The organism is Aliiroseovarius sp. S2029, from assembly GCF_023195575.1.
Classification (GTDB): Bacteria; Pseudomonadota; Alphaproteobacteria; order Rhodobacterales; family Rhodobacteraceae; genus Aliiroseovarius; species Aliiroseovarius zhejiangensis.
The window spans coordinates 284,440-298,883 of record NZ_JALPQE010000001.1 but is presented as its reverse complement, the minus strand read 5'-3'; the positions used below and the strand labels follow the sequence as shown (position 1 = coordinate 298,883).

The 14,444-nt window shown below is 60.5% G+C and carries 13 protein-coding genes and 1 tRNA gene; 8 read left to right on the top strand and 6 right to left on the bottom strand.

What is annotated here, in order from left to right; translation table 11 throughout:
• The first annotated feature begins 56 nt into the window (after nt 1–56).
• The 3 genes from MUY21_RS01515 to MUY21_RS01505 are packed head-to-tail and all read left to right on the top strand — an operon-like array spanning nt 57 to nt 3,248.
• Nucleotides 57–749 carry a response regulator transcription factor gene (locus MUY21_RS01515; protein ID WP_248408647.1) on the top strand — a complete coding sequence of 231 codons (693 nt, stop codon included), beginning with the start codon at nt 57–59 and terminating at the stop codon, nt 747–749.
• A 3-nt stretch (nt 750–752) separates the two neighbouring features.
• Complete coding sequence (locus MUY21_RS01510) at nt 753–1,274, top strand: hypothetical protein (protein WP_248408646.1); 522 nt, start codon at nt 753–755, stop codon at nt 1,272–1,274.
• 48 nt (nt 1,275–1,322) lie between these two features.
• Nucleotides 1,323–3,248: an AAA family ATPase gene (locus tag MUY21_RS01505; protein ID WP_248408645.1), complete on the top strand. Its 1,926-nt coding sequence runs from the start codon at nt 1,323–1,325 to the stop codon at nt 3,246–3,248.
• Nucleotides 3,249–3,345: 97 nt separating this feature from the next.
• Here the strand turns inward: MUY21_RS01505 and MUY21_RS01500 are convergent, their stop codons facing one another.
• From MUY21_RS01500 to MUY21_RS01490, 3 genes are all read right to left on the bottom strand, one after another.
• Nucleotides 3,346–4,413 (bottom strand): TAXI family TRAP transporter solute-binding subunit, encoded by a 1,068-nt coding sequence (locus MUY21_RS01500; RefSeq protein WP_248408644.1) that lies wholly within the window; start codon nt 4,411–4,413, stop codon nt 3,346–3,348.
• 45 nt (nt 4,414–4,458) lie between these two features.
• Entirely contained in the window at nt 4,459–6,567 is a 2,109-nt protein-coding gene (locus MUY21_RS01495) for a hypothetical protein (RefSeq protein WP_248408643.1), read from the bottom strand.
• 530 nt (nt 6,568–7,097) lie between these two features.
• Nucleotides 7,098–7,171: transfer RNA gene (locus MUY21_RS01490), tRNA-Cys, on the bottom strand.
• Between the two features lie 195 nt (nt 7,172–7,366).
• On the opposite strand from MUY21_RS01490, the gene MUY21_RS01485 reads away from it, so the two are divergent.
• The 3 genes from MUY21_RS01485 (at nt 7,367) to MUY21_RS01475 (ending at nt 10,398) form a co-directional block, all read left to right on the top strand.
• Nucleotides 7,367–8,020 (top strand): protein-L-isoaspartate O-methyltransferase, encoded by a 654-nt coding sequence (locus MUY21_RS01485; RefSeq protein ID WP_248408642.1) that lies wholly within the window; start codon nt 7,367–7,369, stop codon nt 8,018–8,020.
• A 77-nt stretch (nt 8,021–8,097) separates the two neighbouring features.
• On the top strand, nt 8,098–9,483 hold the full coding sequence (locus MUY21_RS01480; RefSeq protein WP_248408641.1) for a TolC family outer membrane protein: 1,386 nt from the start codon (nt 8,098–8,100) through the stop codon (nt 9,481–9,483).
• A 99-nt stretch (nt 9,484–9,582) separates the two neighbouring features.
• Nucleotides 9,583–10,398, top strand: a complete 816-nt coding sequence (locus tag MUY21_RS01475) for a hypothetical protein (protein ID WP_248408640.1) — start codon at nt 9,583–9,585, stop codon at nt 10,396–10,398.
• Nucleotides 10,399–10,407: 9 nt separating this feature from the next.
• Here MUY21_RS01475 and MUY21_RS01470 read toward each other — a convergent pair whose 3' ends face one another.
• Both MUY21_RS01470 and MUY21_RS01465 read right to left on the bottom strand, forming a co-directional pair.
• A complete protein-coding gene (locus tag MUY21_RS01470) occupies nt 10,408–11,853 on the bottom strand; it encodes a cobyric acid synthase (protein WP_248409167.1) in 1,446 nt (481 codons plus the stop codon).
• 120 nt (nt 11,854–11,973) lie between these two features.
• On the bottom strand, nt 11,974–12,291 hold the full coding sequence (locus MUY21_RS01465) for a DUF6280 family protein (RefSeq protein WP_191285003.1): 318 nt from the start codon (nt 12,289–12,291) through the stop codon (nt 11,974–11,976).
• A 214-nt stretch (nt 12,292–12,505) separates the two neighbouring features.
• Between MUY21_RS01465 and efp the strand changes: the two genes are divergently transcribed.
• Together efp and MUY21_RS01455 are read left to right on the top strand one after the other, a co-directional pair.
• On the top strand, nt 12,506–13,069 hold the full coding sequence (gene efp / locus MUY21_RS01460; RefSeq protein ID WP_248408639.1) for an elongation factor P: 564 nt from the start codon (nt 12,506–12,508) through the stop codon (nt 13,067–13,069).
• Nucleotides 13,070–13,135: 66 nt separating this feature from the next.
• Nucleotides 13,136–13,681, top strand: coding sequence for a pseudouridine synthase (locus MUY21_RS01455; RefSeq protein WP_248408638.1), 546 nt, complete (start codon nt 13,136–13,138; stop codon nt 13,679–13,681).
• 6 nt (nt 13,682–13,687) lie between these two features.
• Here MUY21_RS01455 and MUY21_RS01450 read toward each other — a convergent pair whose 3' ends face one another.
• A complete protein-coding gene (locus MUY21_RS01450) occupies nt 13,688–14,431 on the bottom strand; it encodes a folate-binding protein (protein WP_248408637.1) in 744 nt (247 codons plus the stop codon).
• Nucleotides 14,432–14,444 lie beyond the last annotated feature (13 nt).

Here is a 14,444-nt window from a genome sequence, read left to right as displayed (position 1 = left end):
CCCCAAAGTCATTGGCCCAACCCGATCATACCGTCCTGATTTTTCTGGGAAACAGCATGGTTTTCTCCGACCGGTTGCTCAGAACGCTTGAGTATGAGTTCAAAGACGTCACGGCGATGCGCCTTCGGTGCGTATCAGATCTGGACGCTCTGGATGATGTCAGCAAGCTGGCCACGGACCTGATCATCTTCGACGAACCTTCGATGGAAACCTATCTGCGGACCCGGCCTGCATTGGACCCGGTGTACAGCGGTGCCGGCAAGGTGCTTGCCTATTCCTCGGCGCAGGCGGGGCGCGTGCTGCGCCAACAACTGGCGGGTTCATCAGACGAACACACTCTGCGGTTCTTGCCGATGAAATCGTCTCTGGACGCCTGGTTCGCCGCGCTCAGGCTTCTGCTTTTGGGCGAGGCGTTCGTTCCCGCCGAATTGCTGACCCGTCAAAATCCGATCTCTGCCGGGGCTGAAACTGGGACTTCACCAGTGCCGGGTCAGGCGGATGAAACGGCAGAGAAAACCCCTCCGCCGTCGGCCTTGCCAAACCTGACCGTGCGCGAGGTCGAGGTGCTGGGCCTGCTGGCCACTGGAATGGCGAACAAGACCATCGCCGAACAGCTCGGCCTGTCCGAACATACCGTGAAGCTGCACGTTCATCACATCTTCGGCAAGCTCAAGGTGCATAACAGGGTCAGCGCCACGAACTGGTTCCTGTCGCACGGCCAAACATTGGACAGACTGCAGGGAAGGTAATCCATGACCGCCGTCGATCACCCAGACCCACAGGACAGACCCGGCGGGGATTTTGACCGGTTCCTCCTGCTGCTTGGCCGTTTGAACTACAGCTGGACAAACACCGAAAGCCTGTTGATCCATCTGATTGCAGGGCTGTCACATACGGATAAAGACACTGCGGTGGTAATCTTTCTGACGCTCAACACCACGCGCGCCCGGATCGATCTTGTCGAACGGCTTTCGAAACTTGAACGCGTGTCACAGGCGGAACGAGAGGCGGTGCTGGAAATCACCCGCCGGATCAAGCTGCTGTCCGGCCTGCGCAACAAGTACAATCATTGCATTTACTCATTTAACTCCCAAAGCGGCGATATTTCGACCATCCGGATGCGGGTGGCCGACCGCAAGAACCAGATCAAGGTCGGGCAAAAGTCGGCTTTGGATGGGGCGACCATTGATGACATCGAACAGTCGCTGAATGACCTCAAAGCGTTGAATTCTGATGTGTGGATGCTGATCCAGAACCACGGGTACCCCGCCTGAGCCGGCGCCTTGGGCAAGACTGGAATGTAAACGAAGGTAACAGGTTGAATGTCTGATCCTGATCCCGTCCTGACTGTCGATGCGTTTCAAAGCACCTCACCCGAGTATGACTATTGGAGCGCGGTGCACGCGCTGGCGGTCGACCGTCTGACCTTTGCGATCAATAGCGGCATCCTTTTGACGGTGTTTACCGGCGCCGAGGGGGCGGGAAAATCGACCGTGGTTCGCAAGGTGATGTCGGACGCGCAATCCGCCCGACTGCTTGGCATCTGCCCATACGGTCCCCGGATCAAGGTCGATCCCTGTCGCGCAATTCTCGAAGCGTTCGGAGCTGATCCGGGGCCGGGGGAAAAGGACCTGCACCGTCGTATTCTGGAACAAAGCCTTGAGGCCGCGAAGCAGGACATCGACCTGCCAACCGTCATTGTCGAAGACGCCCATAACCTGAAAGACGCGCATCTGTTTGCGTTATTCGATATCGCACGGCTGAATGAAGGGCCCGAGAAAGCGTTGTTCAAGATTGTTCTTGTGGGTCTGCCTGACCTGCTGACGCGGCTTGACCAGACCTCAGCCGCGTTGCTGGGGCCGTCCTTCAACCTGGATGCGATGGCGGACAAGGATACGGCGGGCTATGTCCGGCATCGGTTGACGGTCGCAGGCGTCAATGATGTGGGCTTCCAGGATGAGGCGCTCAAGGCGGTCCACGACCGCACGCAAGGACACCCGCAAGCGATCAACCTGCTTTGCCAGATGTTGCTGAATGAGGCCCGGTCGCTGGGACAGACCCAGATCAAGCCCCCGATGGTCGAGCGGTGCAAACTGTCGACCACGAAAGCCTTGGGTCTGAAGCTGGATGTTCAGGCACCAGTGGCGACCGGCGAGGGCGGGGACCTGCCGGACCTGCCGCCGCCAAGTTTCAAGAGCAACCGGAAGGTGCAAATGCCGGACAGCACGGCTGGCCCCGCTGCGCCGCCTGCATCTGCGGCGGTAAAAAATCCGGATGAGGATCCATTCGCGGCACCTGGTCCCAAGCCTTCGCCTGCCACACCCCCCGCCTCCAAGCGCGGGAAACGGTCCCGCCCAAGGCTGTTTGCCGGTCTTGCCGGGGTGGCCGGCCTTGCGCTGGTAGCCTATGGCGTCATCGGACCGGCCCGAGACGCGCGCGATACAGGTGGCGCATCCGATACGGCGATGCTTGCGGGACAGATGGGGGGGGAGCCTGCGTCCGGGACCGAGATGGTCGCCGAAACGCAGGAGGATGTCGCGGCAGGCACATCCAAAGAGAGCGGAGATGAACCTGCCGTGCCGAAGGCGGTGGCTGCCGCACCTCCGCCGCCGCGCCTTGCCGACACATCGGCAGCCCTGGCTGTGCTGGACAGTTTCGGCGCACCACCGGAAGAAGTCGACGACTGGTATCGGCTTGCACTGACCGTAGCTGACAAAAACCCGCAGGCGGCCGTGGTGGCCTTTGCTCTGGCAGCCAGTTCGGGTCACGCGCGTGCGGCGTATTTTCTGGGACAGATTTACGAGTTGGGCGAAGGGGTGCCAGTCGATCACGTGCTGGCGCGCAGGTACTATGAACAGGCCGCGGGTCAGGTCGAAGCCGCTGCGGATCGGTTGACCGTGCCGCCGCCCGACCGCGTGCAGGGGGCGCCGACGGCGCCCTTGCCTCTGCTGTCGTTTCTGGTGGACGGTCAGACAGCGGCGCTGGTCTGGACCAGCGGCGCCGGGGCAGACCCGGCCCTGTATGCAATCGAGTTTGCCGATCGTCAGGGCAGGGTGGTTGCGGCAAAAGAAGGCGTCGAAAGCTCGGTCCTGCGTCACCCCGTTCCCGCAGGCGCGGCGCTTTGGCGGGTGCGTGCGCAGGTTGTGGACGACGTGTCGGCCGGTGCCGTGTCAGACTGGTTTCCCATTGATCTTGCGGCGAGTGACGGATCAGGCGACGCCACCAAGGCCGCCCTGAACGCCCCCTGATCCGGCATTTTCTGACTTCCCTTACAGGTGGCCCGGTCCCGATCAGCACCGATTGGCACGGCGCCGCGCAGTGCGCAAAAGCCGTGCCATGCAGGTGTCAGCAACCAATCGCGGCGCAGATGCGGGCGCGGTATGCCTCGTTCGCCTGGCTTTCCAGCGATTCATCCGCCGCCATCGGGGCAGGAGAGGCGCATTGCATCTGATAGCTGTCGGCAAGACCTGCGTTCACGCATTCACCGATATCCCATCCCGGCGGTATATCGTTCAGGTCCACGCTCTTCCATTTCGGGTGGCCGACCTCTTGCAACTGGCGGAAATTTGTAAGGATCAGGTTCGACATGTCCGAGACCGCCTTGCAGCTCAGCCTGTGATACTCGTTCTTTTTCGCGTTGTAGTCATATGTCATCAGCACCGCTTTGACCGCGACAACGTCGATCGCGTCGCTTTGAAACGGATAGGTGCCCGCCGCAATGCTGGTCGGCACATAGACCGAACTGAGCGTGGGATCGTCGATGGGCAAAAGATGGAATTGTGTCGCGTCGATCTGGTCGGATTGGAACAGCTTCGTCGGGGCCCCAGCGACATAGAACATCGCGTCGATATCCCCTGCCAGAAGGCGCTCCATCGAATCCGTTGCGTTGATCGTGACCCTTTCGGACGGTTTGACCCCCGCCAGATCCAGCACCAGAGACGAGGTCAGGAAGGTGCCACTGTCTTCGACCCCGACCGCAACCCGTTTGCCGTTCAGACCGGCCAGCGATGTGATGTCGCGACGGGCCAGAATGTGGACCTCTTCATTGTACAAAGGGAAAGCGATGCGGACGCCAAAGATCGCGCGGGCGATGTTCGGGTCGTCGCTGGCATAGGTCTTGAGGTATTCAAGCACGTCGCTTTGCACAATGCCGAACTGGGTGTTCGACCGCCTGCGCACCCCCAGGAAGTTTTCCAGCGACCCGGCGCTTTCCTGAATGGCATATGTGAGCCCGCAGGCTTCGGCCACTTCGGCCAGGTCGCGGCCGATCTGAATATAGGTGCCGTTGGGGCCGCCTGTTAGAATGTTCTTGCCAAACTCCTGCGCTGCGGCCGTGGTGCCGCCGAACGCCCCGACCATCAGGCAAGCGCCCAGACAAGCCCGCTTGAAAAACCCGAAATCAAATTGTCTCACTTGCTTATCCCCTTCTTCTTCAATGCTTAAATATCTTTGAAATAATCAACACGGACCGATCTCGCGAACCATGGCAACCAGGGTCTGCCGGTTGACCGTGCCAAAGGCCGATTGCAGGGCTTGCACCGTACAGGCGCCGTTTTCCAGCTCGGTCCGCAATACTGCCAGCGCGTCGGGGTCGGCGCCGGACAGACCGGGCGTTTGCGACAGCAGGGCTTGCACCTGAACTGCGGTCAACGGCACCGCGCGACGGCGCTGCGCGACCTGGCTTGCCTCGCTACGATCCGGCGATTGCGCGTCCGTTGCGCCGGTCGTTTGGGCGTCTTCCGTTTGCGAGGCGACAACCGGCATGGCCTGTGGTGCGGTCTCGGCAACGGTCGGCGGCGCTGTGGTTGAGGATGACGCGCCAGTCCCGATCAACCCCGTCAAGGCCTGGGTCATGGAGTGAATGTTGGCGCGGACCGTTTCGCGGTTGGTGCGCAACTCGGCGAGGTCCGCTTCAAGCTGTGCCACCTCATCTTCGCGGGTGCGCTTGGCCTGCTCGATCCCGGCCAGTTCGTTGCGGGCATTCTCAAGCTTCTCAACGGTTTGCGCCAATTCGGCAGACTGACGCTGTTGTTCATCCTGCGTGGTGTCCAGCTCTGCCTGTGTTACGGCGACCTTGTCTTGCAGGGCGTCAAGCTCGTCCGAGATGGCACTGCTTTTTTCCGTCAACTCGGCCAGTTCGGCACGCTTCTGATCAAGCTCCTGCTGCCGCGCTTCGGCATCGGCGGTTTGTTGGGCCAGGTCGAGCAGGCGCGCCTGGCTCTTGCCGATTTCATCCGTCAGTTCGGCAAGAAACTGGCGCTGGGCCGTTACGGTCTCGTCAATGGTGGCCAGATTCGTCTTGGCCGTAGCGATATCGGCCTGCAGCGCCGCATGCTCTTGCTGATCGGCTGCCAACGACTCGGCAAGCGTTTCTTTTTCAGCCGTTGCAGCCTGAATATCAGTCCTGAGCGCAGACAAACTGGCGCGGGCGTCGGTGTTGTCCACGACCAGCGACTCTTGCTCGGCAATTTGCGCTTCTACAGTTTCAAGCTGTCCTGTGGCCGCCGCCAGATCTTCCTCGGCACTGGCAGTTCTGGCCTCGGCAGCCTCGGCTTCGGTCAATGCGACAGCCAGCGCATCGCGGGTCCGGGCCAGTTCGGCGTTTAACGCCTGAAGCTCTTGCTTCGCTGCTGCGGTCTGTGAAACCGCCGTCTGATGCGCCTGCTTCTCCGTTGCCAGTTCCGCTCGAAGCTCGTTGAGCTTTGCCGCTGCCACGTTCTGATCGTCAATGATCGCTTGTGCCGCGGCAAGTTCGGTGCGCAGGGCAGAAAGATTGAGGGTTTCGTCCGAAATCGCGTCGCGCGTGTTTGCAAGTTTGCTTTCCGCGTCCTTCATCTGGTTGTTCAGATCGGTCAGACGGGTTTCCCGAGCCTCGATGTCATCCGTCAACGCCGTAACTTTCTGAGACAACGATGCCGTCTGGGCTTGCAACTCATCCAGCCGTACGGCGTCTGCCTCGGCCTCGGCGATGCCGTCACGCAGTTCCGTCAGCCGGGTTTCGGAGGCGGCAAGTTCATTCTTTGTGGATTCGTGTGCGGCAACGTCTTCGGCAATACCAGCTTTCAGCCCCTCAAGCTCGGTGCGGGCAGCCTCTATCTGCGCGGTCAGATCTTCAAGAGCGGCGGTGCCGTCGGCCTTCCGCGTTTCGAGTTCGACGATCTCTGCGGCCATGTCGTCCGCCTTCTCGCTGTCCAGACGCAGTTGTTCAGCGGTATCTTTCAATGTCTCGATCTTCGCTTGCAAACCCGTCAGGACCGCCTGTGCTGCCTGAGTGTCTGCGGCAATCTGTTCTGCCTTGGCCTGTCGTTCGGCCAGCTCGAGCGACGCGGATTCCGATGCCGACGTGTATTTGTCCAGCAATTTCTGTGCCTCGGACAATTCACCTTCCAGCGATTTTCGGGTTCTTTCGATCTCTGCCGCCAAAAGCAGATTGGTGCGCGATTGGTCTTGCTGCTGAACCAGTTCTTCCTCAATCGACCGAAGCCGGGCTTCGGCAGTCGCGGTTTCTTCCAACAGTTGGTCGCGTTCTTGTGTTGCCTGTTCGATCTCGTCTTCCAAAAGCGCCAATATTTGGCGCAACGACGAAGTGGACGGGCCTTTATCGTCAGGTGTTTCCAGTGATGTCTGACCACTTGCGTGAAGTGGCAGAAGAAGAACAATCAGGCAAAAAAACGCTCTAAAAATAAAAGCATGCAAACGGCATCCCCCCAAATACCATTAAAACTTTAATCCTATCTCCTTAACATAACTTCGGCAGAGAGTCGATTCGACCTGTGAGAATCGCGGTCAAGCCAAGCTGCGCAGAACTGCTCGTTGTCCCGAACAATCCCTTGGAATCAGTGGGGGATAGGCACCGTTCACGAGCCCTTATCCGCGGAGACCTGCAGGCTCAGATCTCATGTCAGGCCCGAGGGCGGTACATGCTGATGAATAGCCGATAGAGACAGCATGCGTAGTCGAAGCGCGGTGCGCCAACGAACTTGAACGTCGCTGTGTGATGACAGCCCTGGCCAGCACCAAAACCGAGCCGATGCCAGCGACAACCAGTTGACGCCAACAGGACCTGGTCTTGTCGGAATGCGCATCATCACGAAACATGGAGGCGAGTACCGGAATCGAACCGGTGTACACGGATTTGCAATCCGCTGCGTCACCACTCCGCCAACTCGCCATCCGTGGTGTTGGGTTTCTCTAGCGCCAATTCCGGGGGCATGTCCAGCCCGGAACCGCTGCGTTGGTGCAAAACCTTTCGATAATGCACCTTGTCGTGATTGCGACGCTTTATCCATATCATGCGGTGCGGGATTGCCGCGTCTGTCTATCTATGGCAAGAGAAACCAGACGTCCAAGTAAAGATAGGCCAGACATGACTGATTTTGCCATGCGCCGCACGATGATGGTGGACACGCAGGTGCGCCCCTCGGATGTGACCAAGTTCCCGATCATCGACGCGATGCTTTCTGTCCCACGTGAAGATTATGTGCCCGATGCCAAGCGCGAAGCGGCCTATGTCGGGGAAAACATCGCATTGGAAGGCGGCCGCGTTGTGTTGGAGCCGCGCACCCTGGCAAAAATGCTTGATGCCGTGGACATCCAGCCTGACGAGTTGGTGCTCGATCTGGGGTGTGGGCTTGGATACAGTTCGGCGGTCGTGGCACGCCTTGCCGATTTCGTTGTTGCGGTCGAAGAAGACGAAACAATGGCGGCCGAAGCGCAGGCGAACCTGTCCGAGCATGGCGCCGACAATGTCGCGGTGGTTGTCGGGCCGCTGGCAGATGGAAATGCAAAGAACGGACCCTATGACGTGATCCTGATCCAAGGGGCGGTAGAGGTCGTGCCAACACACCTGACCGATCAGCTGAAGGACGGTGGCCGGATCTGCTGCATCTTTGCCGAAGGCATGCTGGGCACGGTCAAGGTGGGGTACAAGATCGACGGCAATGTCGTCTGGCGCCACGGGTTCAGCGCCGGTGCCCCCTTGGTTGACGGGTTCCAGAAAGCCCGCGAGTTCGTGCTTTGAAAAGACAATTGATGGGCCGGGGCGTCTGGCCCATTGGCAGAATTTGACGAGGTTGCAGAATGGTCGGTCGGATTGGAATGAGAAGTGCACGTCTTTTGCTGGCGATCGGCCTGACGGTTGCACAGGCTCCACTGGCCTCCGTGGCCGTGGCGGAAACACTGTCCGACGCGATGGCATCGGCCTACAAGCACAGCGGACTGCTGGAACAGAACCAGGCTCTGCTGCGGGCCGCTGACGAGGACGTGGCAATCGCACAGGCGGCGCTGCGGCCGACGCTGAACTATGCCATTTCCCATGGCTGGACAGATCCCAACACCAGCATTTCCGGCAATTCGGCCTGGGCGACGACGGCGTCGCTGACGGCTGAATTTCTGATCTACAACTTCGGGCGCGGCAAGGCGGCGGTTGCGGCTCAGAAAGAAATCGTGCTGGCCACGCGTGACGGGTTGATCAGTGTCGAACAACAGGTGCTGTTGCGGGCGGTCAAGGCCTATGTCGACGTGCGCTCGGCTGTCGAAAACGTCCAGCTTCAGGGCAATTCGGTGCGGGTTCTGACACAGGAACTGCGCGCGGCAAATGACCGGTTCGAAGTCGGGGAAGTGACGCAGACGGATGTTGCCCTGGCTCAGGCGCGTCTGGCGGCCGCTCGTGCGAACGAGGCTTCGGCGCAGGGCAATCTTGCCATTGCGCGTGAAGAATATCGCGCGGCGACCGGTGATTTGCCGGGCGCGTTGTCCGCACCGCCCGCCTTGCCGATGACGGCCAACACGCTTGAGGCCGCGAAGGGCATCGCCCGTCAGCGCCATCCTGATATTCTGGCAGCCCAACACAATGTTGCTGCCGCAGATCTTGCCATCGAGATTTCCATGGCGGCGATGAAGCCAGCGTTGGTCGGCAGTGCGGAAACCAAGTGGCAGGATGTCGGCGGGACCGATTTCGTCTCAAACAGCGTTGGCGTGGCTTTGCGCGGCACCGTGTATTCCGGCGGAAAACTGTCTGCGGAACACCGCAAGGCCGTGGCCAATGCCGAAGCGGCGCGTGCCGGGTTGCATCAGGCGCTTCTGGCGGTGGATCAGGGGGTCGCGAATGCCTGGGCGCAGCTTGCCATCGCCGCGGCCTCGCTTGAGGCGACCGAGCGTCAGATCCGCGCCAGCCGCGTGGCGTTGCGCGGCGCGCGGGAAGAGGCGCAACTTGGGTCACGCACCACGCTTGACGTGCTGAACGCGGAACAAGAGCTTCTGAACGCCGAAGCCAGCCGGATCACGGCCCAGTCCAACCAGTATCTTGCGGCGTACTCGCTGTTGTCTGCGATGGGGCTTTTGACGGCGGAACATCTGAAACTGGGGGTCGTGACCTATGATCCCGAAGCCTATTTCAACACTGTGAAGTCCGCTCCGGTCCATCGTGTCAGCCCGCAGGGCAAGCGTCTGGACAGCCTGTTGGAAGCTCTTGGCAAAAATTGAAACAGTTCGTTCAGTTGTGCGAACGTGCTGCATTGGGTAATGTTCCTGTAACGAAGGCCGGATGGACCGGCCCGTGGTACAAAATGCAGGTGTTTTCGCATGTCTGACCCGGTTTCAAATGCCGAGATTGAGGATGTCCTTTCCTCGATTCGCCGACTGATTTCTGAAAGCAAGGCATCAGATGGCCGAGAAAATGCGGGAAAAGCGGAAAAGCTGGTTCTGACTCCGGCGTTTCGGGTTCATGATCCCGAAGTCACGAAACCCGCGACCCCACAGGCCAAGCCCGATGCAGGTCGGAACGCCTCGCCTGCGGGCGGCACTCCCCCTAGCACCACGGCGGATAAGCCTGCGGACCAGACGGACGCCACGTCCTCGGTCCCGGTTTTTTCGCATCGTGGTTATGACCCGGCGCGAGACGCAGATGCGGACCATCATCCTGATGCGGGCCGCAGCCCTCAGAACGACGAATGGGAAGCCGATGGCGGGGATGAAACCGCCCAGACCGACGTTTTGATGTTTCACGCTGCTCGGCTGAACACGGAAGAAGAAGACGGGTCCATCGTAGGCGATAGCCGCGCTGATGGCTGGTCTGACGATGCGGGCAATGCGGGCAAGGACGCGGGGGAAGCCCCGTTCATCGCCGTGACCGATCCGGTGGACGATACGCCCACCCCCAACGCCAGCGCCCCGGACGTTTTGCCAAGCCGTTCTGAACCTGTCCCTGCGCCTGCGCGCGCTGTCGAGATTGTCGCCGACGACACCGACATCATTGATGAAGAGGTGGTGCAGGCCATGGTGGCCCGATTGGTGCGCGAAGAGTTGCAAGGCGAAGTGGGCGAGAAGATCACCCAATCCATCCGCCGCTTCGTCCGGCGTGAAATCGAACGCGCCCTGACCCTGAAAGGGCTTGAATAGGCGCGGGGATTATTCGGCCAGGGACAGGAAACGATCCAGGTCCAGGTGGGTTTCGACATGCTGTGCCAAGGCATCCAGCGTGGTTTCGATGCGGGTTTCGAACCCGGTGCCTGCCGCCTGCGCCCCCAATCCGCTCAGAAAAGCCCTGCGAAATCCATCCGCTGAAAACAGTCCATGCAGATAGCATCCCTGGACGCGGCCATCGGGGCTTGTTGCACCCTCGGGCTGGTCATCGACCGACAGCCAGGCGCGCGCGGTGTCGGGACCGCTGCTGCGGCCCAAGTGAATCTCGTAGCCCGTGACCGGTTCCCCTGATGTGATGTGACGCGCTTTGGTCAGGGCCAGAGTCTTCCTGGGTTCCAGACAGGTTGTGATCTGAAGGTGTCCCAGTCCCGTCACCTCTCCGGGCGAGCCTTCGATCCCGTCCTGATCCACAATCTTCTGACCCAGCATCTGATAGCCCCCGCAAATGCCCAGCACATGCCCCCCGCGCCGGATATGGGCGGCCAGATCCACATCCCACCCCTGCGCGCGGAAATCGGCAAGATCGGCGATGGTGGATTTCGATCCGGGGATCAGCACCAGATCCGCATCGCCGGGCAGGGCGCGGCCCGGCTCAACGATGTCGACCGTGACACCGGGTTCATTCACCAAGGGATCCAGGTCGTCGAAATTTGCAATCCGGTTCAGGCGCGGCACGGCAATCCTGAATGCACCGCCGGGGCGGGTGGCGATGTCCATCACGTCCTCGGCGGGCAAGCGCCAGGCGTCTGCAAACCAGGGCAAAGTGCCAAGGTCCGCCCATCCGGTGCGCGTACCAATTTCGGCGGCGCCTTCGGTGAACAGTGTGGGATCGCCACGAAACTTGTTCACAAGGAAGGCTTTGATGCGGTTTCGGTCCTGCTCTGGCAACACCGCATGGGTGCCCACAAGCTGCGCGATGACGCCGCCGCGGTCGATGTCTCCGACCAACACGACGGGCAGGTTCGCCGCCTCGGCAAATCCCATATTGGCGATGTCACCGGCGCGCAGATTGATCTCGGCCGGGCTTCCAGCGCCCTCGACTAATACCAGATCCCGGCCTTCGCCGAGGCGGTGAAAACTGTCCAGCACACGCGGCAACAGATCGGCCTTGGCCCGGCCATAGTCGCGCGCCTTCATCGTGGCAAAGCGTTGGCCTTGCACAATCACCTGCGCCCCGGTGTCGGTTTCGGGTTTCAGCAGTACCGGGTTCATGTCGACCACCGGGTCCAACCCACAAGCGCGCGCCTGAAGGGCCTGCGCCCGCCCGATCTCGCCGCCATCAACGGTCACGGCGGCGTTGTTCGACATGTTTTGCGGCTTGAAGGGCGCGACCTTCAGTCCACGCGCCACACATGCCCGCGCAATCCCAGCCACCAGCATGGATTTCCCGACATTCGAGCCCGCGCCCTGGATCATGATCGCCTTGGTCATGTCGGTTGCATAGGGGCTTTTCACGGGTCTGCCCAGCCCTGAACCGACCGAAGACCGGCCTGAAACGAAAAACGCGCCCCGGGGGGCGCGACTTCGTGTGATCCATAAGGGATCGTCCGGTCAGGCGGCTTCGGCCTGCGCGGCGTGGCGGCGTTCGCTTTCTTCGCGGCTCAGCGCCACCGAGGTGCGAACCCCTTTGGACACGAACTCCATCAAGCCTTTGACGACGCGTTCGTTCGGGTCGATGCCAGCACAGCTCAGCACTTCGCGCCCGTCGCGCGAGCGGGCCCAGCGGGCAATTTGATCCGGGCCGTTGCCGTATTTCTTGTCATCAGCGATTGCATCATCCAACGCGGCCAGCACCACCGCAGCAAACAGTTTGCGCGCGCGATTGCCTTGTTCGTTGTTGAAAGCGGTACCGTCTACGGAGTCCAGCATGGTCGTCCTTTATCATTCTGCTCTTGCGCTTGTCGGAATAGCAGACAATATGGCGTTTTCTGCGCGATTCGGTATCCCCGCAGCCACATGTCTGCTATGCATTTATTGCATGTCTTAGGCTCCAGACATGCGAAATTCGTCGCCTTGCCAGAACCAGACCGTCAAGATATAGGTGCAGGCCAACAGAGTTCAACCTTTTGCGAAGGTTTAAAACATGCCCAAAATCAACGGTAACGAAATCCGGCCAGGCAACGTGCTTGAACACAATGGTGGCCTGTGGGCTGCGGTGAAAGTCGATCATGTCAAACCCGGTAAAGGCGGTGCATTTGCTCAGGTAGAACTGCGCAACCTGCGTAACGGATCCAAGCTGAATGAACGCTTCCGGTCGGCGGACAAGGTCGAGCGTGTGCGGCTGGAACAGAAGGACCAGCAGTTTCTGTATGAAGATGACGGCATGCTGATCTTCATGGACACCGAAACCTATGAGCAGATCCAGTTGCCCGCCGATCTTTTGGGGGAGCGTCGTCCCTTTCTGCAAGATGGCATGACAATCGTGGTGGAGTTTTACGAAAGCGAAGCCCTGAACGCGACCCTGCCACAGAAAGTGACTTGCACCATTGAAGAGACCGAACCGGTCGTCAAAGGTCAGACTGCCGCCAACAGCTTCAAGCCGGCTCTTCTGGACAACGGCGTGCGCATTTCCGTGCCGCCTTTCGTCGGACAGGGCGAGGCGATCGTCGTCAATACCGAAACCATGGAATATGCCGAACGCGCCTGATGTGGGACGGACAGCACAAATCGGGGCAGGGCGGTTGCTCTGCCCTTTTGCATTGAGGGGGCCGGAATGACCACAATCCTGTTCAACAAACCCTTCAACGTGCTGTCACAATTCACCGACAAGGGCACCCAGGGGTCGCCGCGTCAAACCTTGTCCGATTACATCGACCTGCCCGACGTCTATCCGGCCGGTCGGCTGGATCGGGACAGCGAGGGGCTGTTGGTGCTGACGGATGATGGCAAGCTGCAAGGGCAGATTGCCAACCCGCGCCACAAACTGCCAAAGACCTATTGGGTGCAGGTCGAAGGCATCCCGGACGAAGCCGCGTTGCAGGCATTGCGTGATGGTGTGACGCTGAAAGACGGGTTGACCCGCCCCGCCAAGGCCCGGCGCATCGACACCCCGCCGGGGTTGTGGCTGCGTGACCCGCCGGTGCGGTTTCGCAAATCCGTGCCCGATTGCTGGATCGAACTGACCATTCGCGAAGGCCGAAACCGGCAGGTGCGCCGGATGACCGCTGCTGTAGGGCACCCGACGCTGCGCCTGATCCGCTGTGCGGTTGGGGCCTGGACGCTGGACGGTCTGGCGTCGGGCAAATGGCGACGAGCCTGACGGGCGTTACTCCGGCCAGGATACAGCGGCGTCCCCGGCCGTCATCTCTGTGCCAGCACGATCAAACCGCAGATACGCAATGGCATGGTCGCCAGATTGGGTGAACAAGGTGCCAACCGGCTTGCCGCCTGAGGTGATCGCGGTGCCAACCGGGGCTGCGCCCGTAATCCTGACCCGTGCCAGACCTTTTTTCAGTTCCGTCTTGTGTTTCATGCGGGCCGTGACCTCTTGCCCGACATAGCACCCCTTGCGGAAATCCACGCCGTTCAGACGGTCCAGCCCCACTTCCAGCGGATAGCTGTCCGGGGTCAGCTCGATCCCGGTTTCAGGGATGCAATGGGCGACCCGAATGGCGTCCCAGTCGATGCCATCCTGACCGGCGCGCCCGTCATATGCCCGCCAGCCCAACGCCGCGTGCCGAGGGTCGGCAAAAGCACCATCCGGCGTGTCGCCAAGCCCGCAGGCGGGCGTGATGTCGGTGGGTGTGATCTGCACATCCGCCCGCAGCTTATACATCGACAGGCGTTGCGCCAGTGACGCGGCCAGAGGTGCCGCGACATCCAGCAGGATTGCATCTTCATCCGGCACCAGAAAGAAGTCGGCCAGATACTTGCCTTGCGGTGTCAACAACGCCGTGTAAACCAGCCCATCGGCTAGTTTTTTCACATCATTCGTGACAAGGCCCTGAAGGAAATCCTGCCGGTCGCGGCCAGTCAGGCGCAGCACGCTGCGGGATGTGTCTGTTGTCATGTTGCTCTCCTGT

Bases quoted from the DNA above. Each gene is read 5' to 3' on its own strand.
- MUY21_RS01515 (WP_248408647.1), top strand. From the start codon at position 57: ATGGTTTTCTCCGACCGGTTGCTCAGAACGCTTGAGTATGAGTTCAAA.
- MUY21_RS01510 (WP_248408646.1), top strand. From the start codon at position 753: ATGACCGCCGTCGATCACCCAGACCCACAGGACAGACCCGGCGGGGAT.
- MUY21_RS01505 (WP_248408645.1), top strand. From the start codon at position 1,323: ATGTCTGATCCTGATCCCGTCCTGACTGTCGATGCGTTTCAAAGCACC.
- MUY21_RS01485 (WP_248408642.1), top strand. From the start codon at position 7,367: ATGACTGATTTTGCCATGCGCCGCACGATGATGGTGGACACGCAGGTG.
- MUY21_RS01480 (WP_248408641.1), top strand. From the start codon at position 8,098: ATGAGAAGTGCACGTCTTTTGCTGGCGATCGGCCTGACGGTTGCACAG.
- MUY21_RS01475 (WP_248408640.1), top strand. From the start codon at position 9,583: ATGTCTGACCCGGTTTCAAATGCCGAGATTGAGGATGTCCTTTCCTCG.
- MUY21_RS01470 (WP_248409167.1), bottom strand. From the start codon at position 11,853: ATGACCAAGGCGATCATGATCCAGGGCGCGGGCTCGAATGTCGGGAAA.
- MUY21_RS01465 (WP_191285003.1), bottom strand. From the start codon at position 12,291: ATGCTGGACTCCGTAGACGGTACCGCTTTCAACAACGAACAAGGCAAT.
- efp (WP_248408639.1), top strand. From the start codon at position 12,506: ATGCCCAAAATCAACGGTAACGAAATCCGGCCAGGCAACGTGCTTGAA.
- MUY21_RS01455 (WP_248408638.1), top strand. From the start codon at position 13,136: ATGACCACAATCCTGTTCAACAAACCCTTCAACGTGCTGTCACAATTC.
- MUY21_RS01450 (WP_248408637.1), bottom strand. From the start codon at position 14,431: ATGACAACAGACACATCCCGCAGCGTGCTGCGCCTGACTGGCCGCGAC.